The organism is Candidatus Peregrinibacteria bacterium (assembly GCA_016699145.1).
In the GTDB taxonomy this organism is placed as follows: Bacteria; Patescibacteriota; Gracilibacteria; order UBA1369; family 2-02-FULL-48-14.
Map to the genome: position 1 here is coordinate 686,275 of CP064962.1, position 18,520 is coordinate 704,794.

Here is an 18,520-nt window from a genome sequence, read left to right on the forward strand (position 1 = left end):
ATGTTTAGTGTTACTTTTTAAGTTAAAATCTATAAGAAAATGCTGACGTTTTCGGTTAAAAAAATCGGCGGGAAAGAATACCTTTATGCAAGGGAAAGTATCTATATTACGAAGGGGGTAACTCTTCCAAAGAATAAATCTTTGGGAAGAGTAGATTCCAGTACGGGTAAGTTCAAAAAAGAACTCGCTTTCAAGGAAGAGGTTAAACGAGAAGAAATATCAGCACGCACAAAGTATTGGACGAATAGGGTAAAAACAAAAAAATCATTCACAAACAAAGTCATACAGAAAATAGAGGCTTTGAGAGGAAATCTTTACAGGCAAAAGCAAGAGTTGGGGTCATTAGGAAAACATGCCATGGAATCTGCTTTCGTGATCGACTTTATTTACAACTCGAATAAGATCGAAGGGAGTAAGGTCCCAAGAGAACAAATAGAGAAGATCGTGAATACAGCAACCACGAAGCGCAACGCGGAAGTAGAAAACAGCATAAAAGCACTAGAAGAGTCAAAAAACACAATTGAAAAAATCAATATCGGTAAACTCGTGAAACTCCATAAGATATTGCTGCAACACGAACCTGCTAAGCACAATTTGCGAGAAGAGCCCATTGTGGTTGGGAATGAAGAAACCGCGCCATTCGAAGAGATCGAAAATAGACTTGAAGAGCTTTTCGAATGGTATGCTAAAAACAAACATAAAATATATCCACCAGACCTAGCCTTTACCTTTTACTACCGATTCGAGCGAATCCATCCTTTCATAGATGGTAATGGTAGAACAGGAAGATTGCTTATGAATGCAATCTTAAAAGAGCATAAATACCATCCAATCATTCTTTGGAACAGCCAGTGGGAAGCACATAAAAATGCTTTCAAAAATGGAATGGAAGGACAAACTCACAAATACATGAATTTTATGATTGAACAGTTCGAAAAAACATATAAAACATATCTGAAGAGACTCGACGAAGTGACCTCCATCGAAAAGCAACTATCCAATTTTCTAGCACCGAGCGACAACTAAAAAGCTCACAACTCTGCATTTACCATGAAATTGGTCTATAGGGTGTACCACCTTTTTGGCTTGCTGTAGCCATTTGGTAGACTTGTAGATCCAATTTTCAAAGTACGCTGGAGGAGTACATCCACGGCAAACTTAGCATGCGTTCAGCTTGAAGTAAAACCAAAAGTGGAAGCATTATTCGTATAGATCAAATAAAGGCTCAGCCTGAGCAATACGCCATCTACTTTCACTGCCAAACCAATCTTATTTCAACGTTCAGAGAAATATATCCCCGTGAATTCAAATACCAAGGCAATCGAGCTATTATTCTTAACGTAAATGAAGACGTTCCAGTAAAGCCCCTCAGGCATTGTATTCTACTTGCGTTGACATACTTTCTTCAGAAATAAGGACATCCGCTCTGCGATCTGATTGACCAACCCATGAAACACAGGTAAACTCAATAAGTCCCTAAGTTAACCATACTTAGGGGGTTATCAAACCATAGAAAATAGCCTCACTTCGGTGGGGCTATTTTTTGTCTTTTCTGAAACCAAGAGGAGTACCGTGAATTTCTGGATAACTCGCCAAATCAAAATAGCCATCGCCTCCTGTTCGTAACTCTTGCGAAATATTCCCTTCTGTAGAAAAAATATAAACCTGCTTGGGACGAATCAAGGTTCTCAAGTGAGTGATCAACGAGAGAAAGTCTGAGTCCCCTGTCATCAAAATGGCAATATCGTATTCATCAACATATTTCATCGCATCAATCGTCAGTTCCACATGGAAATTTCCCTTCTCCATGGACTGAGGTTTCCCCGTTCGTTGATCTACGATCAACTTTCCATCAGGATTTCTAAGATGAATTGTTTTCAGAGGTTTCTTCACAATCTCAAAGTTCAAGCCTTTCTTTAGGAAGGTCAAAAAACGGTGATGTCCATCAAGTTCAGCTTTTGGACGAGTTCCTTCAGCAGGGTACGCAACATAGTAGAAGACCCTGAAAATATCACCTGAAAACTGCTGAGCAAAGAAATCGGGCAATTTTTCAAGAGCAAGCGTTTTTCCGAGTTTCTTATAGGAACTCCACAGATTTCCTGCATCTACAAAAACAGCGATTCTAGACTTATTTTCCATGATTTCGAGCATAACAAAATGCTACAAAAAGTACATCCAAAAACTGGAGCCACGATCGGGAATTGAACCCGAGACCTCGTCCTTACCATGGACGCGCTCTACCGACTGAGCTATCGCGGCACTTAGAGGGATTTGCTGGCATAGTTAAGCAAAAATCCGCCGCCAAGGCTAGAGGAATTTTTGAGAGCGTGTGCACAAAGCCCAGGAGACACTCATGACAAGGGTATGCCTCTCCAGAATCCCGCCCAAACGAAAAGGACGACTTTGCCGTTTGCCCGGGCGAAATGGTTCTGAGGGACACTCAGTGAGCTCCCGAGGGAGCCCAAGTACCGCCGTGATGGGTCTTACGAACATTGTCGACCTTGTCGGCAGACATTCTAAAGATAAGGAGGAAAATAGTCAATGCTCTGTCCGGTTCCATAGTTTCAAGTACACCTCGGGGATGGGGCGAGGGGAGTAGAATAGATGAAAGTAGTGAGCAACTGGAGGTCTCATATTGAGAGATTCATGTGGACGAAGGCAATTATACTCCACGAGCCAATCCGCGAGCACCTCATTAATCTTGTAAATGGGACTGGTTAAGTCCACTCTCCAGTAGAGGTGTTGTTGCAAAGTAAGGTTGAATCGCTCACAAATCGCATTATCTTTTGGTGTTCTGGGGCGAGTGAAGAAGTGCTCAATCCCTTGCTGCTGGCAGGCTTTATGGAAGTACGCCAGGAACTCACTGCCGTTGTCTGTTAAAACAGCTTTAATCTTGGTCTGGAGCACTTCTTCCATCTTTTCCAGCAAAGCTTTGGCCGCCTTGGAACTGTGGTGCTTGGTTACGAGTGCAAAACCTATCCTGGTGGCCACATCCACACAGGTAATGAAGTACAGTTTGTTGAAGGCGCTGTCCACAAACTCAACGATGGAATCTAGGACTACCAAGTCTCCAGGTTTTAAGATTTGGTAGTCCTTGGGGAGTTTCTTTCTTTGGACTTTCCAAGCAGACCTAGGTTTTGGTTTCTTGTGAAACCCGGGGCAGCGATTACGAACCAGTAATCCTTTTGCTGCCAAATAGCGGTACAAGGTGGAAATGCTGTGCTGGTGAAGAAACATGTGAAGCTTCTTGTGGCTCCAATCTGGAAACATCCTTGCATAGCGTTCAATCTCTTGTTTCTCTTCACTGGTGAGATTAAATCCACGTTTGTTATTGGGTCCTGTTATTTTCGGAATAAGACCACCCAGTCCTTCTTCCTTTCTGGCCTTCACCAGCTTTTGTACGTGGCTTCTAGAAGTTTCAAAAGCCCTGGCAGTCTTGGCTTTATTCTTTCCATTATGGTCGTACCAATCCAAAATAAGGATTCTTTCTCTAAGTACGTCTCTCTGCCAGGGCTTTAAAGTAGCTTCGTTAAACTGCCGAAGTAATCTTCTCAGTCCACGAATGCCTTTCGTCATGTTATATTGTTCCATGAGGGAGTTGGGGTGAAGAAGTAAAGTATCTCTACTCTACTCCCTCTTCCTTTTCCCCTGAGCTGTACTTGAAATTCGTGAAACTACGTATGCTCACTCATACAATCACCAAAATGGCCGTCCTCAGCCAAAAAGTAGCCCAGGCCACCAAATCCGAGACCAATGACACTCCAAAAATCCGCTCCCCGAGGTAAAGATCAATCACCACTAGAGCGATAAAATAAGGTGTACTTTTATCCAAAAAATCCAGATAAGTCGCCCGATAACGCACCGGAACAAACAGAGTCAAAAACTTAGATCCATCCAAGGGCGGAAAAGGCAGCATATTGAATAAAAAAAGCACAATGGAAAGTTGCAAGACCGCTCCAAAAAAAAACTGTAAAAAACTCACAGGCAAATAACTGTAAGGAATGGCTGCGGCAAATGCCAAAATCAAATTGGCCGCCGGACCAGCCAAAGCCGTGAACGCCTCATCTCGAAAGGGCTTTTCAAAGTTTCTGGGGTTCACAGGCACCGGCTTCCCCCATCCTATGCCCACAAAAAACAGCATCAGTGTGCCTAGCACATCCAAATGCCGCAAAGGATTCAAACTGATCCGCCCCGCCCGTTCCGCCGTGGGGTCCCCCAGACGCATGGCCACCCACGCATGACTGGCCTCATGAACCGTGAGGATTAAAACCAGCGCCAAAAGATAGTGAAGCGAAAGAAACATACCCCTTCCTTTTAACAAAAAATTTGACAAACGACAAACATTCTTTAAGGTTTGATCCATATCATTTTCACCCATGTACGGAATTCCTGTTAAAGAATACACCCCCGCTCAAAAATGGATCTTAGCCTCCACGGCCCATTTGGCCGAAGCCTGGGGAGACTCTTTCAATCATCTGGGGACTTATCAACCCACACCCGGGAACAAAGACATGACGCAAGGAATTTTGAATAACGCGTGGGAGGTGACTTCAAAAAACGACCTGCTCGGTGTGCTAAACTGGTTAGAGCACACAGGGGACCGCAGCGCTTGGGAAAGAGATGACATGTTGGCATGGGATTTGGTGCGTTACATTTATCTTTGCGGCATGGGACATACAGCCGGATTTTTAAATGAAAAAGAAAGCTGGGAACTTTGCTTCCCCATCGCTAGATTGCTCCAGAAAAAGTACAGCTCTTGGAGAAGTTTAGGAGCCAAATACATTGAAGGAAGAACCCTTTGGGGTGGCGATAAAAAAGACAATAAAACTTTAGAAACTGCCTGCAAAACCCTATTCGACGACACCTCAAGCTTGTGGTACATGGACTGGCGCACCCCTCTGAATGAAGAAGAGTTGGTGCTCAAAGAAGTCCCCATCATTTCCAAAACCTACATGTTCTTTTTGTATGTATTTGTGATTATGTTCTCCATTGCTTTTGTCATCGGTTTATTCACCGTCTTGTCTAAACTCTAAGCAATGAAACACGTCCTCCCCACCTATTCACTTTCTGGAAATACGGACCCAAACGGCGCTGTAGGCGCCTTGGCGGCAGGTTTGATCAGCTGTTTGTTATTGGGTCCACTCTACGCACTGCTCGTCTTTTATGTGCCCTTCATTTACATTCTTTTTGTCTTCACTCTTGCCTACGGAATTCTCGTTGGGAAAAGCGTGGGATGGGCCGCATTGAAAGGCAATCTGCAAAACCAAAAAATCGCCGTCCTCTTGGGCTTTGTAACAGGTTTATTTGCCGTCTACGTTCAATGGGTGATTTGGCTTTACCTTCAGGAAGGCGCTTGGTTTTTCAACCCAATGGAAGGAATGGGTGCCCTACAAAACCTGGCCCTTCAAGGCGTCTGGAGTCTAAATAGCTGGACCCCAACCGGCAACTCTTTGTACGGCATCTGGGCCTTAGAAGCAGCCGTAATCGTCAGCCTCAGCAGTTTGATGAGCGTTTATTACCTCCGCGACTCGATCTATTGCGAAGAGTGCAAACAATGGCTAGATGACCAAAAACAGGAGGAATCCATCGTGAGTTTGCCCAATGAAGAGCTGATGAACCGAATCTATTCGGGCGATCTCGAGGCCTTTAAAAAACTCCGCACTTATAAAAACACCCAATCCGACTACGAAATCCCCGATCCTTACGCCCGTCTAACCCTCAATCAATGCCCTCAATGCAAAAATTTGAATGTCTTGAGTTTGATCAAATGCAGTTACTACACCAACGCCGAAGGTGAGCTCCAGGTGGCAGAAGACACACTCATAGACAAACTTTTGATCGACAATTTGCTGTACCAAGCCCTCATTTAATCTTTACTTCTAACCTTTTAATCATGCCCTCCGATACCCCCACCATCTTGCTCGTGGCAGGCTGTGTCTTCTTTGCCGTCAGTGTCTTTTCTTTCCTGTCCATATTCATCAACCTTCCAGGCGTACTGGGGAGCTGGTTCGGCAAGAAAAACGAATATAAAATTTTCTTTTTAATGAACCAATCCAAGGTCCGAGGCCTAGTCGAACTACTTCTGATCCCCGTGCCCGAACGTTATCACCCCCAAGGCGCACGTCTCGTCGTGTCCATTCTAGGAGTCCTCGTGACTTATGGAATGATTTTCGGATGGGCTTGATGTCCTTTTTTCGCTTGCCAAACCCTTTCTTCTCCTTTAAGATTACGCGGCATTTGATACCTTTTTATGTCTAAAGTTTGCCAACTCACCGGCGCACGTCCTAAAAGTGGACACAATGTTTCTCACTCCAATCGCAAAACGAAGCGCCGTTATCTTCCCAATTTGATCAAAAAACAGGTCTTGGATGAAAGTTCCGGCACAATGGTCAGCATTCGCATGACCGCTCGCGCCGCTCGCACCCTCGCAAAGAATCCAAGAAAGTTCCGCGATCAGGTTAAATTGCTCGCTAAAAAAAGCTTGAAGAAGAGTATAAAATAAAGTAGACTCAAACCGCTTTCAGAATAAGCACCCAAAAACAGCTCCTTCAAAGACGGGGCTTTTTTTGGGCCTAAAATTCAGGTAGGGTAGATGCTCGTTTCACCTTCAACATGAAAACAGCTGCTCTTCTAGCCTTTCTCAGCCTCTTCACACTCACCGCCTGCCTGACTGGTGGAACAGAGGTGTCCGAAGAACCCACTTTCTCCTAAAGAAAGCGGACAGACCATTACCGAAATGAAAGCGGCATTAGAAAGTGAAACAGGGGCTCCCGAGCTAGGCGCTCCACAGTGGGAATCCCTAAACATCGGAGGTTTTGAAGCGCTCAAAGTCACCGAAGCGGGCATGGGTGGAGGCATCATCACCCTTTATATAGCCAAGGATGAAACGAATCAGCCCGTTTACGAAATCCGCGGGAATTTCTTAAATGAAGATTGGACGGATGAAATTCTCAAAACCTTCCAAGAAAGCGCCGTATTCGTCAGCAATTGATTTGATTTTAAGGCTTATTTCCGCTAAAAAGAGTCCGCTTCTTTCAAGAATTTTGAAAAAGCCAAACGGAGGGGTCGCATAGTGGCCTAGTGCGCACGCTTGGAAAGCGTGTAAGTTCGAAAGGGCTTCGGGAGTTCGAATCTCCCCCCCTCCGCCAGAAATCACGAAAGCAAAACCTAACGGTTTTTTACCAGTGGGACCTACGAGACCCACTGAAAAATCTCTACGCACGCTCAAGTCCTCCTTCTCACCCCTCTGGGCAATAGACGAGAAGAACACATCAAACGTTTAAGGCTTTCCTCATTTTTTCGATCGCTTCTTTGTAGCTTTGGGGCTTTTTGCCAGGAATACTTTCCATAGGCATGAAAACCATTTCACGACCATCCTTTAGAGCTATTCGAAACAGGTAAAGGCGCCCAAGGTGACTCAATTTAGCTTCTTCTATTTCGGAGACCTCAAAAGACCCCATTCCTTCTTGAGTGAATGCTTCATTGCTCCAAGGATTCAGAGCGAGCAAATAAAATCTGTTTTTGGCATAGGCCAAAGTACAGAATTTTCTATATCTAAGCAGCATCAAGGCTAAAAAAATCATGGGCATCCTGAAACCGCGAGTTTCTAAAACAAAGAGGAAGAATTCAGGCTTTTGCCCGACAATTTGCTGTAAGTCACGGATGATTTGATCGTCGAGAGCAGACATGAGAATTGATGTTAATTGACTTTATTCTAGAGGCCATCTCAAAAAAAGGAAGAACATTGGAGTTTTAAGCGAAACAATCATCCCTTTTGACCAAATGACTCGTATGCTTGCTCAAGTTGAAGCCATCCCTACCCTTCGAAAAATAGACCTTGTGGATCTGAATGCCGTGGATGAACGCTTCAAACAATCCGCCTTAAAAGAAGCCAAAACTCTCCCTTTAATGCAAAACCATGAATGAAAGTTCAGGGATAAGGACTTCCACCAATCTTTACCTACTCTGCCCTTTCCACCTCCAAAGCTGCGCGGAATCTTTCAATGTTCTCACCAATGATTGCTTTAACCTGTAAACTGAGCGGGTTGCGGGCAAGAGCATCCATCGCTGCTGCAAACTGAGTGAATTCATCCATTTCAAAGCTCGTCACGGACGCCACTGCCAAACGCGTTTCCAACATCGCAACCATGCGGTCAAGCACTGTCGTCATCCCTACGGCAAAAAGCATCGTCTCTAAGCCCTGCTGGCGTTGCACCTCTGTGGCCCCCTTCTCCCGAAGGGTATGCCCAATCGTGTGAAAGTAGACCGCCATACCATAGAGGTCAAAGAGCATCTGGGCATACTTATCTGGCTTGACTGCAAACTCTCTCTCAAGGTCTCTCAACTCCCGAGTTTGCCATCCCGACATGTTGAATCTAGAAAAGACCCCTTTTGCTTTCTCTCTCAAAGCACATAGTTTTAGATAGCCACTGTCAATAGCCCCACCACCCAAGTTATCTTTTAGTGTCTTTTCGATTTTTTTATCTTGCTCATAGGCTTGCCGATGCGCAGCAAGGAACTCTCGCCTTACAAAGGTGTACTTAGACAACTCGGGCCAGTTTAGTTTTAAAGCTTTCCCTTGCTCGGTATCGATGGTCCGCTTATCTATTTCGGACTTCTTTCCTTCACGAAGTGCCTGCACTTTAGCATCCGCACTATTGTCGACACGGTAACACTCGTACAATTTGTACAAGTGTTCATAAAGCTCTTCGGGAGAACTTATATCCTCATCCCCACCGTTGAGCCCAGAAATCATCCAGCGTACGAATTGATCCACTTTATGGGGCTTTTCAGGGTCAGAAAGACCTCCTAGTTTAGTTTGGGAAAACTGAAGGAGGTCATTCAAAGAAAGAGGTAAAGGAGGTAAGAGAAGCAATTTATTGTCACCCCCTGAAAACCACTCACACTCTCCTCCAGAACCAGGAGATAGATTCACCTTATCGAAAGCGCTAATGAAAAAACTAAAAAGCTGATGGAATTCCTGTTCAATATGAGGGGACTCCACCGTGATGGTCTTGAGCTTCTTGATCAGCCCTTCGTCGCCAGGCATTAATTTTCTCAAAATAGCCTTCACGCTTCGATGTCCAGTCGGTAAAAAAGATATCGCGTTCAAAAGTTTCGCCTCATCCTCTATAAGCAAGCGCATGGCCGCCGCCATCGTGTTGGAACCTTCCAGTTGTTGCAATCTCTCTCTAGGATTATCGATGGTCTGATTCCAGGCCTCCCTTCTCTCTTCCAAACGGACCTCATCCACACGCTGGACCTGTGCTTCAATTTCAGCATTGTGAGTTCGAATGACACCATTCGCTCGCTCAAACTTCCTTCCAACCGCCAAATACTTTTCATACTGTTCCCCTGCTGCTTCCATAGCTTCGCGAAAGAAGTTTTCATTTCCTCCATTGACTTCGTCTTTAATCAAACGGTCAATCGCCTCCATAGTTAGAGGGGATGCCTGAAGGGGGACAGGCTCCGTAGAAAGGGCTTTTAGATCTGACTGTTTTCCCGCACTGCTCATAAGTAGATGATAAAACATAACTGAAGTTTAGTCAAGTGCCTGTAATGGTTCAATAGCTTTGCATCACCCCTGTGCAAAGATATGGACATGGCATACACACAAAATCCCCATCTGCCTCGGGTGCGAATGGAGGCAGCAAAGTTAGTTCTGGAAAAGGCTGGAGCACACGCGAAGTGGCCAGACACACAGGTTTTAACCAAAGCAGCATTGTGCGGTGGGTGGAAAAGCTCAGAGGCAATAACTATGGCCACACCATTCCCACAGAAAGCTCACGTCCCCATTCGCACCCCAGTGAGCTTTCTGCAGAGACAGTGCAGAAAGTCATAGAGTACAGACTCAAGTACCAGCGGTGTGCAGAAGTGATTCACTATTTTCTGGAAAGAGATGGCTACGAAGTGAGTCTTTCCAGTGTGAAGAGAACACTCAAAAGGAACGAGATGACCAAATACAGCAAGTGGAAGAAGTGGCACCAGTATGAGGAAAGACCGCGGCCTGAAAAACCAGGCATATTGGTGCAAATAGACACGATTGTGGATGGGCCTTATTATGACAGACTTTATGTATACACTATGCTGGACGTGTGCAGCAGATGGGCCTCTGCTATGCCGGTGATGAAGATTGGAACCCACGCAAGTTGGGAGTTTATTCAGCACTCACAAGAAGACATGCCCTTTGAACTTAAAATGATCCAGACAGACCATGGAAGTGAGTTTTCCAAGTGGCTCACTAAAACGCTTGTAGCTAATGAAATTCAGCACAGGCATTCAAGAGTACGAACACCCACAGACAATGCCTATGTGGAGAGATTCAACAGAACCATCCAGGAGGAATGCCTCTCCCGAGTCCCAAAGACTTTAGAGGCTTACAAAAAAGCAATCCCTGACTTCCTTCACTATTACAATTTTGAACGTCCTCACATGGGTCTTCACATGCTAACTCCTAACGAAGTGATGCAAAGCTATTGATTACAAAACAGTGCCAAGGCCCCACTAAAAAACCCCGCTTGCGCAGGGCCTTTAGTCTTTAGCAACGCTAAAGCGAGGGAAGATTATTCAGCATCTTCTTCACCAGCAACTTCTGGAGTTTCAGCAGGTGCAGTGTCTTCCATGGCACCACCTACATCGTCGGTAGCAGGCTCGGTTCCTCCTTCGCTGTTACAACCAGCGAGCATGAGAGCCATAACTCCGAAAGATGCAAGGAGCATTTGCAAGCGTTTCATGGTTAGCGTGTTAAAGAATAAAACTGGTCAAAAGTCTAGACGCGAGTGGACACCTTGTAAACAGATATGAAGACAAGTACCGTTGCCTAAATAGTAAAATTGACGGCTATTTATCTTCCCCTTATGCTCGAATCATGCAAAAAAGTCTAGTACAAAACCGACGGGCACGTTTTGATTATGAAGTCCTGGAGCGCTTTGAGGCGGGCATCGTGCTCAAAGGCCATGAAGTGAAATCCATAAAAAAAGGCGGAGCCCATTTCACAGGAGCCTACATCACAGTGGACAAAGGGGAGGCTTTCATCAAACACTTCCACGTCGCCCCTTACGAGCACGCAAATCTGGAGGGATACGACCCCGAAAAAACACGAAAACTCCTGCTTCACAAAAAAGAGATCTTAAAAATTGCTGGCGCTTTAGACACCAAGGGTGTTACGGTGGTCCCTCTGGAATGTGGCTTAGTGAAGGGCAAAATAAAGATCGATATAGCCATCGGTCGGGGTAAAAAACAATACGACAAACGCGACAGCATCAAAAAACGCGACTTGCAGCGCCACATCGAAACCTCCCTTCGCGACTAGACACGCTAACTCCCACGCCTTATGAATCCGCAAAACAGCCTGTACACGACCTTGATGCAAGAGCTGCATCATTACGCCAAAGAAAATCAACATCAACGCATCGTGCTCGGCCTTTCAGGTGGACTGACCAGCGCCGTAGCCCTATGTCTAGCCGTGCGCACTTTCGGACCGAAAAATGTCACTGCCCTCCTCCTTCCCGAAATGGGCATCACTCCTCACGATGACATCGATCACGCTCGAGCCCTCGCCCAACATTTCGGCTGCACTCTGCACTACCAACCCATCAACAATTTTCTTGTGGATCATCATTTTGTGAGTTGGGATAAAGGAGACGAAGCGCTTGAGAAACTCAAAGCTCGCGTGCGCAGCATGCTCATCCATCATTATGCCGAAAGCATGAATGCCATGGTGCTCGGCACCGCCACAAAGAGCGATTTGCTGCTGGGTCTCGGCACTCGCGATGGTGAATTCACAGGTGAATTGCACGTGCTCGGCGACCTTTACAAAACCGACATTAGCGAACTCGGACGTTGGATCGGTCTACCCGAAGAGCTCTTTGAAAAATCTGCCTCTCGCAACTTGCGACCCAATCAAAACGATGAAGACGATTTGAGCGGCCCTTGGGCCAAAGTGGATGAGGTTTTAAAGAAACTCGCCGAAGGCGGAGACCCCGAATCCCTCATCCAAAAAGGATTGGATCCCTTGCTCGTGCACAAAATCGTCCGCCTACTGGACCAAAACGAAGGTGGCATGAAAGAAGTGCTCGTTATAGACGTGAGCCGCCTGCCGAGCACACAAAACGAATCCATCAGCAAAGCCCAAGAAGCCGAGGCGTCTACTTTGCTTTAGGAACACAAAGGCGAGTGACACGATGCTTATTGAAATCTTCCACATGCACCCGCTGAGCTTTTTTGCTGCCTGAGCCTGGGAAGCTCATCACTTCAGCCGTTCCTTTTGCTTTATCAATCCACTTCTTAAAAATAACGCTGTGTTCTCCTCCGTAAGGATTGCCATTCCAAATGTAAAGCCACGCCCCAGGAACAATCTGTTCATGATCTAAACGCCCAATGGCTTTAGGGTGATTGGCCGTTTTCTCTTGATACAGCACAGGCCCGGCTTTCACTCCCGCTGCATCGTATACTCTATCCACCCAATCCCAACAAGAACCCGCTTTCCCCTGGCGGTTATAAACCCGCTCTTTCATGGCAATGGATGTCATCCCGGCTTCCACAATGCGGTTGCCCAAATCCTTGATCTTAGAAAAATCGATGTCCTTGAATTGCACCTCCTTGTCACCAATCTTCAAACGAGAAGGCTTCCCCTCTTCCACAATCAAATTGCGCGACGCATCCACCGTTTCATCCTCTGACAAAGGGTCTAGATTGAATAAGGTGCAAACCAAATTAACAACCGCTTTCAACTGCTTGGCGCCCATGTCATAAGAAGTGGCATCCGGATCGGTATTCTCACCAAAGGCTTCCGCCACCTTCCCCAAACGTTCCGCCAACCGAGCGTTGCGCTCATCCAAACGCATATCCACTTCTTTTCGAGCCCCTCCAATCACTTCTTGAGCCAGACGGGCCAAGCCCGAAATGACAGAGTTCCCTTCATTCGATTCTGGAAGATTTGTTTCAGGCATATTTAAGATTCCAATTCAGTTTGATAAAGAGTCGCAACATCTTGAACTCGTGCAGCCATGTTTTCGATGACAGTGGCATAGTCTTTAAAAGATTCTATTTTGGGCGCTCCAAACGAAGGGTACGCCTTGCCCAAATAATTCTCAGGCACCGTACCTTCCGTGCCATCTTGGCGATATTTTGTCAAAACTTTGGCTCCCCCGGCTCCTTCATGGTGAGCTTCATAAAGCCGTGCTGCATAATCCGACTGTTCAGGGTTCAAAGCACAGGCATCGGTATTTTTTCGACAATACCAGGCCATAGCCGTGATCGCTGCTTCCGGATCGGTCCGCGGCTTGTCTTTTAGAGGGTCGCCTGCAGACAAGCTGTTTTGAAACTCATTCCATGTGCCATCAATAAACTGCCCAAGGCCCAAAGCTGAACTCGTTTCAGCCTTTGCCTTCGGGTCGAAACGTGACTCATGCCGCATAATCGCCAAAATAATGGCCGGCCCTTTGGGTCCAAGGTCATAACGTGCTGCCGCCTTGCTTGCCATTTCAATCCAGGTGGGATTTTTCTCTTGCAACTCTTTCAACTTTTGCTTGGCTGAATTGAGAAGCTCCTCTTTGGGTTTTTCATCCTCATCCTCATCCTCATCCTCATCGCCTCCTTCCTCTTCCCCATACCCAAACCACAGTTTCATGGCATACCAGATGGTGGACCCCATAGCAGCAGCCCAGCCTTCTGTTTCCTCGATCTTCATAAAATGTTCATAAATTTTTCGAAGCATGTCCTCTTTCTCACCTTCTGGATTCCCTCCTTCCGGAGTCACTGGATTTTGCGAAGTAGCCCCTTCCAGTCCTTCCTTCAAAACCTTCTCAGCCTCTGCACGATCTGCTTCTTCTTGCGCTTTCTTGGCCTTCTCGTTTTCCTCGCGCGCCTTCCGTGCCTCCTCCGTTTCCTGGACCGGTTCAGCACTCTCAGGTTTGCCTGGTTTACCTGTAATCGCCTCGCCACCCTGTTTTTGAGCTTCCGTTTTTGGAGGTTCTACCGAACTGATCGTTTCCGTCCCAGACATAACAAAGATTTAAATCTTTAAATTATACCACTTTTGGAAGGATTTTTCCAGAGTGATCTGCTAAGCTACTGTCACACTCAAACACATGATTCATCCGCACATTTTTCGCGCTTACGACATTCGAGGCATCGCCCACACTCCCGAACCCGGAAATAATCCCGATTTGACCCCCGAAAGCATCCGTGAAATCGCCAAAGCCACTGGCACTTACCTGAAGCGCCGCTACGGCAAACATCTCGCCCTCGGCTACGATTGTCGCCTCAGCACCCCCGAACTCAGCGCAGCTTTCCGAGCAGGCTTGCAAGAAGTGGGCATCGAAACAACGGTACTCGGTCTCGTGACCACTCCAATGCTTTATTTCGCAGTGGCACAACTCGGCTTCGACGGCGGCGTGATGATCACCGCTAGCCACAATCCCAAGGAGTACAACGGCGTGAAAATTGTCGGGCCTAAAGCTCACTCCATCTGTGGAGAAGAACTGCAAGTGATTCTAAAAATGATCCAAAAACAGGATTACGAACTCACCGACGAGCAGCTTCCCGAAAAAACCTTGGAACTGTTCCCTATTTATCTCGAAAACCTCAAAAAAATCGCCCACGTGGAGCGCCCTTTAAACATTGTGGTGGATGCAGCCAACGGAGCTGCCAGCGACTTCGTTCGACCTCTTTTTGAAGCCCTGGGCTGTCACGTGACAGCACTCTTCGACACCCCAGACGGTACCTTTCCCAATCACGAAGCCAACCCCGAAGAATTGGCCAATATGCAAGATTTGATTCGCGCCGTACAAGAACAAAAAGCAGACCTGGGTCTCAGTTTTGACGGCGATGGAGACCGTGTGGGTGTGGTGGATGAAAAAGGCAAGCACTACAGCGCCGATCTCCTGCTTTTGCAACTGGCTCGCGACCTCTTAAAACGCCATCCCGGCGCCAAAATCGTCTTCGACGCCAAGACCTCTCAAGTAGTGATCAACGACATTGCGGCGCACGGCGGAGTGCCTCTTATGGCAAAAACTGGCCATTCTTTTATTGAACAAAAACTCCGCGAAGAAGGTGCTTTACTCGGAGGAGAAATCAGCGGCCACCTCTTTTTTGCCGAAAATTATCACGGCTTCGACGATGCTTTTTTGGGGGCCGCTCGCTTGCTGGAATTGCTGTCCAAATCTCAAGTGCCCTTCTCAGAGCTTTATAAAGACGTGCCCGTGACGGCTTGCACTCCCGAGTTCAAATCTCCTTGCCCCGACGACAAAAAATTCGCCATTGTGCAGCAAATTCAAAAAAATCTCACTCAAAAATACCCCTGCATCACCCTGGATGGGGTGCGCGTCAACTTTGACGCCCAGTCTTGGGGTGCGGTACGCTGTAGCAACACCTCCCCCAACCTCACTCTGCGCTTCGAAGCCCCGAATGAAACTCGCCTCAAAGAAATCATAAAACTCATGCTCGAAGAACTGGAGAAATATCCCGAAATAGACCTGTGGTGGAGCGCCCCTTATAAAAACTGAGCATGGATCTAAACGAAATCGTCATCGGAATACTACTGCTGGGCGCCCTCATCACCTTCAATTTTTACGCCTTCTTGGCCGTGCGCCACGCTGCTCGTTTTCGTTACCTCAGCCGTCGTTGCGTCTTTCTCACGCTGTTTTTTGTCACTCTAAGCGCCCTGCTCATCGCAGGATGCCTAGGTGTTTACATCAATATCGTACTTGCGAGCGGAATATAGGCAAGCTGTCCGGTGGAGTGTAATCTAGAATGAAGGAATTGTAATGACCATTTTCCTGCCCATACTCAGACAGTCTTTGACCGTCTGAACATTCCTCAGGCTGAGCACTGGTATCGGGCATGCCCGTGGAAAGCAGCGGATAGCAAAGTCGGTATTGGCGCAGCAAATTCAAATCATGCTCCCGAGCAAGAGCATAGCCGCTGCGCAAAGAGCCATCCTGCAAAGTGTAGGCGGAAGCACTGCCCACTTGCGTACCGTCCCCTCGATCCAAATACCCGTCTCCATCGGCATCAAAACTGCCATTCACGGTATTGCGAGCCACCAAGGATCCATTCAAATACAACTGATTGAGCAAAGTGGCGATGCGCACCTCATCATTGACCCAATAAGGCTCTTCTTCATAGGTAGAAACTCCATCGTAACTGTAGAAAGCTCCATCCAAAAAGAAATTGGCATAGAGTTCCACCACATTCGGCGCCACATACACATTCCCTCCAAGGCCTTCGTCTTGCAGCACAATCACCCCTAAACGACCATTGGTGAGATCGCCATTGATGTACACATTGCCCCCGAGCACGACCAAGGTTTTGTCATTGAAAGCAGAAGACCCTTCCACAATCACATCACCTTCCGCAATGACCAAACGCCCATTCATGAGTTCTCGCAAGCCAGAACTGGGCTCCATGGATGAATCCAAAGTACCGGAACTGGCATTTTGCCCCAGCATGTAACGCACAATTTGAACGTAAATTTTATTGCGAAGTTTAATGGTTTCCGTCGAACCTAAAACCGAAATTTCTTCGGTGTTGGGCAAAATCGTCTCATCGTTCAAAACTTCACTGATGGCTCCCATGACTTTCATCACTTGAGGGTCCGTGTGGCGATCCACAATATTGAGATAAGCAGTGTAATAACAAGAAGGAGCACTGAAACGGTAAACCGAAACCGCATCGCAAACCCATTGCTCCACCGTGGGGCTATGAACGGTATTGGAAGCTGAACCCGTAGGGGCGCTTCCCTGACAAGCGGCATCCTTTTGAAGATAACCCAGGGTATAAGCATTGGGTGAAATCACAGAGTAAGAAGCGCCATAAGTGCCCGCTGCGAGCGTATCGCTGCGTCGTCCACAATCCGGAACCATGCCACTGTCGGCCGTGTCCATAATGAATGCTTGATCGTTCACAGAAACACTGGAAGAACTGGAGGTGGCTTCCGATTGATAATTCACACTGAGAGCAGGTTTGGCAGGCACGGATTGATCCAAAGCTTCATCCGAAACAGTACGCAAGACAGCAGCCGCACTCAAGCTTTGAGGCTTGGTGGGGTCTTCAGAAATTTGTGTGTATTCCTCTCCATCGTAAAGACTGACAAAACGCGTGGTGGTGAAGCGAGGTTTATAACTCAAATAAATGCCGTCTTCAATGCCATCGTCGTCATAATCTCCATTGTAAGTGGGGTAGTAATAATAGGCAGTGACTCCGGCAAATTCAGCGGATTCAAGTGTGCCCTGGGTGGTGCTCACCGACATACTGCGGTCTGAATCGAAGGTGAAAGTCATGTTCAAAATTTCAAGCCCAATGCTGTTGCGACTCGCCGATCGTTCGTAAAAAACATCGGCTTTGTTATAAAGCGTTCCTCCGGGGTAAGGACAATTTTTCTGCGCTGTTGCATGATCCACTTCAAACCATTGATCGCGATAAATCCATCGGCATCCCTCTCGATCGGTTAAATTTTCAAAATCCAAATCGCTGTCACTATTGATACCCAGCATGTTGGACGTGGGTGCTCCCGAAAAAATAAAGAGGTTGGCACTCCAAGAGCCATCCACCACTTCGGTCATGGAACAATAAGCGCTGGCCAAATCGGTGCATCCCACAGAAGGATTGTAAGCAGAAACCATAACAGGATCGCCCGTATTTTCAATTTGATTCAAAAACATATCCCCCACCAAACTGGGCGTGAAATTCAAGCTGCCGGCCACAAAGTCATCTTCATCTAAAAACTGATGGGCCGTCGCATCCCAAAATTGAACCCGAATGCGCCAATAATCATATCCATCCGCCAAAGGAGCCGTATCCAAATCCACCGCATTGGGCCCGAGTTCGGTGTCACTGGCAAAAATATCCACATACACTTCCACTTCATGCGGAGGCAGTTCCATGGTCAATTGACGGAAAGAAATGAAACCCATGTCGTCATTCCAGGCATAACCAGTTACAAGTCCCGTGTCCAAATCCGTTCTCACTCGGTAGGATTGATTGTTGATCCCACTGCCACAACTGGTTCCAGAGCCCGAAAAAGCGTCGCCCATCACACAGTTCCAATCGAACCACACCCAGCGATTCGTGCCGGGATAGCTCGCATCCGTAATATAACCATAACCGGACCACTGCCCTGTCGTTTGATCCACAACAGCCCCGTAATTGGAGCCCACCAAATCCACAGTGTAGCTCACTGCAGAGCCCACGCGTACTCTCACATGTGAGTCCCGATCAGAAGACAGAGACAACACAGGTGCCTCATATTCATAAAAATACCCACTCTCATCCGCACAAGCTTGATTGGCATCGGGAACCGCATCAGCATCGACATACATGCTGTTGTAAGGCAAAGAGCCTCCCATCAAAAACCCACAAGGATCACTGGTTTCAAATCCATCTCCAGGCGTATCTCCGCCAAAAATAACGGCAGAGGCGGACTGACTGTTCGAAAAATACAATCCTGCAACGGTTAAAGCCGTCAACAGAAAGACGAGGGGGATGTTTTTTTTCATTGTGGCGTGAAAATGGATGCTCT

Annotated in this window: 21 protein-coding genes and 2 tRNA genes; 13 read left to right on the forward strand and 10 right to left on the reverse strand. The window is 46.9% G+C overall.

Annotated features, from left to right (window positions below):
* Positions 1-39: 39 nt before the first annotated feature.
* Positions 40-1,026 carry a Fic family protein gene (locus tag IPG41_03815; GenBank protein QQR54306.1) on the forward strand — a complete coding sequence of 329 codons (987 nt, stop codon included), beginning with the start codon at positions 40-42 and terminating at the stop codon, positions 1,024-1,026.
* 510 nt (positions 1,027-1,536) lie between these two features.
* Here the strand turns inward: IPG41_03815 and IPG41_03820 are convergent.
* The 4 genes from IPG41_03820 to IPG41_03835 form a co-directional block, all read right to left on the reverse strand.
* Positions 1,537-2,151, reverse strand: coding sequence for an NYN domain-containing protein (locus tag IPG41_03820; protein QQR54307.1), 615 nt, complete (start codon positions 2,149-2,151; stop codon positions 1,537-1,539).
* Between the two features lie 32 nt (positions 2,152-2,183).
* A tRNA-Thr gene (locus IPG41_03825) sits at positions 2,184-2,259 on the reverse strand.
* Between the two features lie 279 nt (positions 2,260-2,538).
* Positions 2,539-3,591, reverse strand: a complete 1,053-nt coding sequence (locus IPG41_03830; GenBank protein ID QQR54308.1) for a transposase — start codon at positions 3,589-3,591, stop codon at positions 2,539-2,541.
* A gap of 97 nt (positions 3,592-3,688) precedes the next feature.
* The gene (locus IPG41_03835; GenBank protein QQR54309.1) at positions 3,689-4,303 is read right to left on the reverse strand and encodes a site-2 protease family protein; all 615 of its coding nucleotides are present in this window, start codon (positions 4,301-4,303) and stop codon (positions 3,689-3,691) included.
* Between the two features lie 73 nt (positions 4,304-4,376).
* Here IPG41_03835 and IPG41_03840 point away from each other — a divergent pair, with 73 nt between their 5' ends.
* The 6 genes from IPG41_03840 to IPG41_03865 all read left to right on the forward strand — a co-directional run bounded on the left by IPG41_03840 (position 4,377) and on the right by IPG41_03865 (position 7,148).
* Positions 4,377-5,033, forward strand: a complete 657-nt coding sequence (locus tag IPG41_03840; GenBank protein QQR54310.1) for a DUF1266 domain-containing protein — start codon at positions 4,377-4,379, stop codon at positions 5,031-5,033.
* Between the two features lie 3 nt (positions 5,034-5,036).
* Entirely contained in the window at positions 5,037-5,870 is an 834-nt protein-coding gene (locus IPG41_03845; GenBank protein ID QQR54311.1) for a hypothetical protein, read from the forward strand.
* 23 nt (positions 5,871-5,893) lie between these two features.
* Positions 5,894-6,184, forward strand: coding sequence for a hypothetical protein (locus IPG41_03850; protein QQR54312.1), 291 nt, complete (start codon positions 5,894-5,896; stop codon positions 6,182-6,184).
* A 66-nt stretch (positions 6,185-6,250) separates the two neighbouring features.
* Positions 6,251-6,502 (forward strand): 50S ribosomal protein L28, encoded by a 252-nt coding sequence (gene rpmB, locus IPG41_03855; GenBank protein ID QQR54313.1) that lies wholly within the window; start codon positions 6,251-6,253, stop codon positions 6,500-6,502.
* A gap of 234 nt (positions 6,503-6,736) precedes the next feature.
* Entirely contained in the window at positions 6,737-6,991 is a 255-nt protein-coding gene (locus IPG41_03860) for a hypothetical protein (GenBank protein ID QQR54314.1), read from the forward strand.
* 67 nt (positions 6,992-7,058) lie between these two features.
* Positions 7,059-7,148, forward strand: a tRNA-Ser gene (locus tag IPG41_03865).
* A 123-nt stretch (positions 7,149-7,271) separates the two neighbouring features.
* Here the strand turns inward: IPG41_03865 and IPG41_03870 are convergent.
* Positions 7,272-7,688 carry a hypothetical protein gene (locus tag IPG41_03870; protein ID QQR54315.1) on the reverse strand — a complete coding sequence of 139 codons (417 nt, stop codon included), beginning with the start codon at positions 7,686-7,688 and terminating at the stop codon, positions 7,272-7,274.
* Positions 7,689-7,782: 94 nt separating this feature from the next.
* Between IPG41_03870 and IPG41_03875 the strand changes: the two genes are divergently transcribed.
* The gene (locus IPG41_03875; protein ID QQR54316.1) at positions 7,783-7,926 is read left to right on the forward strand and encodes a hypothetical protein; all 144 of its coding nucleotides are present in this window, start codon (positions 7,783-7,785) and stop codon (positions 7,924-7,926) included.
* A 34-nt stretch (positions 7,927-7,960) separates the two neighbouring features.
* Here IPG41_03875 and IPG41_03880 read toward each other — a convergent pair whose 3' ends face one another.
* On the reverse strand, positions 7,961-9,532 hold the full coding sequence (locus IPG41_03880; GenBank protein QQR54317.1) for a hypothetical protein: 1,572 nt from the start codon (positions 9,530-9,532) through the stop codon (positions 7,961-7,963).
* Between the two features lie 53 nt (positions 9,533-9,585).
* Between IPG41_03880 and IPG41_03885 the strand changes: the two genes are divergently transcribed.
* Positions 9,586-10,479 carry an IS481 family transposase gene (locus tag IPG41_03885; protein ID QQR54318.1) on the forward strand — a complete coding sequence of 298 codons (894 nt, stop codon included), beginning with the start codon at positions 9,586-9,588 and terminating at the stop codon, positions 10,477-10,479.
* Positions 10,480-10,562: 83 nt separating this feature from the next.
* Here the strand turns inward: IPG41_03885 and IPG41_03890 are convergent, their stop codons facing one another.
* Positions 10,563-10,733: a hypothetical protein gene (locus IPG41_03890; protein ID QQR54319.1), complete on the reverse strand. Its 171-nt coding sequence runs from the start codon at positions 10,731-10,733 to the stop codon at positions 10,563-10,565.
* Positions 10,734-10,867: 134 nt separating this feature from the next.
* Between IPG41_03890 and smpB the strand changes: the two genes are divergently transcribed.
* Both smpB and nadE read left to right on the forward strand, forming a co-directional pair.
* Positions 10,868-11,311: an SsrA-binding protein SmpB gene (gene smpB / locus IPG41_03895; protein ID QQR54320.1), complete on the forward strand. Its 444-nt coding sequence runs from the start codon at positions 10,868-10,870 to the stop codon at positions 11,309-11,311.
* Between the two features lie 21 nt (positions 11,312-11,332).
* Positions 11,333-12,160 carry an NAD(+) synthase gene (gene nadE, locus IPG41_03900; GenBank protein ID QQR54321.1) on the forward strand — a complete coding sequence of 276 codons (828 nt, stop codon included), beginning with the start codon at positions 11,333-11,335 and terminating at the stop codon, positions 12,158-12,160.
* Here the strand turns inward: nadE and IPG41_03905 are convergent.
* Positions 12,147-12,950, reverse strand: coding sequence for a hypothetical protein (locus tag IPG41_03905; GenBank protein ID QQR54322.1), 804 nt, complete (start codon positions 12,948-12,950; stop codon positions 12,147-12,149). The genes nadE and IPG41_03905 overlap by 14 nt on opposite strands.
* Before the next feature lie 2 nt (positions 12,951-12,952).
* Entirely contained in the window at positions 12,953-14,005 is a 1,053-nt protein-coding gene (locus IPG41_03910; protein QQR54323.1) for a transglycosylase SLT domain-containing protein, read from the reverse strand.
* Positions 14,006-14,090: 85 nt separating this feature from the next.
* On the opposite strand from IPG41_03910, the gene IPG41_03915 reads away from it, so the two are divergent.
* A complete protein-coding gene (locus IPG41_03915) occupies positions 14,091-15,506 on the forward strand; it encodes a phosphomannomutase/phosphoglucomutase (protein QQR54324.1) in 1,416 nt (471 codons plus the stop codon).
* Between the two features lie 2 nt (positions 15,507-15,508).
* Positions 15,509-15,724 (forward strand): hypothetical protein, encoded by a 216-nt coding sequence (locus IPG41_03920; GenBank protein QQR54325.1) that lies wholly within the window; start codon positions 15,509-15,511, stop codon positions 15,722-15,724.
* On the opposite strand, the gene IPG41_03925 is transcribed toward IPG41_03920, so the two are convergent.
* A complete protein-coding gene (locus IPG41_03925) occupies positions 15,696-18,497 on the reverse strand; it encodes a hypothetical protein (GenBank protein QQR54326.1) in 2,802 nt (933 codons plus the stop codon). The genes IPG41_03920 and IPG41_03925 overlap by 29 nt on opposite strands.
* Positions 18,498-18,520 lie beyond the last annotated feature (23 nt).

Excerpts from the sequence above, each read along its gene's own strand:
- IPG41_03905 (QQR54322.1), bottom strand. The coding sequence starts at position 12,950 with ATGCCTGAAACAAATCTTCCAGAATCGAATGAAGGGAACTCTGTCATT.
- IPG41_03870 (QQR54315.1), bottom strand. The coding sequence starts at position 7,688 with ATGTCTGCTCTCGACGATCAAATCATCCGTGACTTACAGCAAATTGTC.
- rpmB (QQR54313.1), top strand. The coding sequence starts at position 6,251 with ATGTCTAAAGTTTGCCAACTCACCGGCGCACGTCCTAAAAGTGGACAC.
- IPG41_03925 (QQR54326.1), bottom strand. The coding sequence starts at position 18,497 with ATGAAAAAAAACATCCCCCTCGTCTTTCTGTTGACGGCTTTAACCGTT.
- IPG41_03840 (QQR54310.1), top strand. The coding sequence starts at position 4,377 with ATGTACGGAATTCCTGTTAAAGAATACACCCCCGCTCAAAAATGGATC.
- IPG41_03845 (QQR54311.1), top strand. The coding sequence starts at position 5,037 with ATGAAACACGTCCTCCCCACCTATTCACTTTCTGGAAATACGGACCCA.
- nadE (QQR54321.1), top strand. The coding sequence starts at position 11,333 with ATGAATCCGCAAAACAGCCTGTACACGACCTTGATGCAAGAGCTGCAT.
- IPG41_03820 (QQR54307.1), bottom strand. The coding sequence starts at position 2,151 with ATGCTCGAAATCATGGAAAATAAGTCTAGAATCGCTGTTTTTGTAGAT.
- IPG41_03815 (QQR54306.1), top strand. The coding sequence starts at position 40 with ATGCTGACGTTTTCGGTTAAAAAAATCGGCGGGAAAGAATACCTTTAT.
- IPG41_03920 (QQR54325.1), top strand. The coding sequence starts at position 15,509 with ATGGATCTAAACGAAATCGTCATCGGAATACTACTGCTGGGCGCCCTC.
- IPG41_03850 (QQR54312.1), top strand. The coding sequence starts at position 5,894 with ATGCCCTCCGATACCCCCACCATCTTGCTCGTGGCAGGCTGTGTCTTC.
- IPG41_03890 (QQR54319.1), bottom strand. The coding sequence starts at position 10,733 with ATGAAACGCTTGCAAATGCTCCTTGCATCTTTCGGAGTTATGGCTCTC.
- IPG41_03910 (QQR54323.1), bottom strand. The coding sequence starts at position 14,005 with ATGTCTGGGACGGAAACGATCAGTTCGGTAGAACCTCCAAAAACGGAA.
- smpB (QQR54320.1), top strand. The coding sequence starts at position 10,868 with ATGCAAAAAAGTCTAGTACAAAACCGACGGGCACGTTTTGATTATGAA.
- IPG41_03835 (QQR54309.1), bottom strand. The coding sequence starts at position 4,303 with ATGTTTCTTTCGCTTCACTATCTTTTGGCGCTGGTTTTAATCCTCACG.
- IPG41_03880 (QQR54317.1), bottom strand. The coding sequence starts at position 9,532 with ATGTTTTATCATCTACTTATGAGCAGTGCGGGAAAACAGTCAGATCTA.
- IPG41_03860 (QQR54314.1), top strand. The coding sequence starts at position 6,737 with ATGAAAGCGGCATTAGAAAGTGAAACAGGGGCTCCCGAGCTAGGCGCT.
- IPG41_03830 (QQR54308.1), bottom strand. The coding sequence starts at position 3,591 with ATGGAACAATATAACATGACGAAAGGCATTCGTGGACTGAGAAGATTA.
- IPG41_03915 (QQR54324.1), top strand. The coding sequence starts at position 14,091 with ATGATTCATCCGCACATTTTTCGCGCTTACGACATTCGAGGCATCGCC.
- IPG41_03875 (QQR54316.1), top strand. The coding sequence starts at position 7,783 with ATGACTCGTATGCTTGCTCAAGTTGAAGCCATCCCTACCCTTCGAAAA.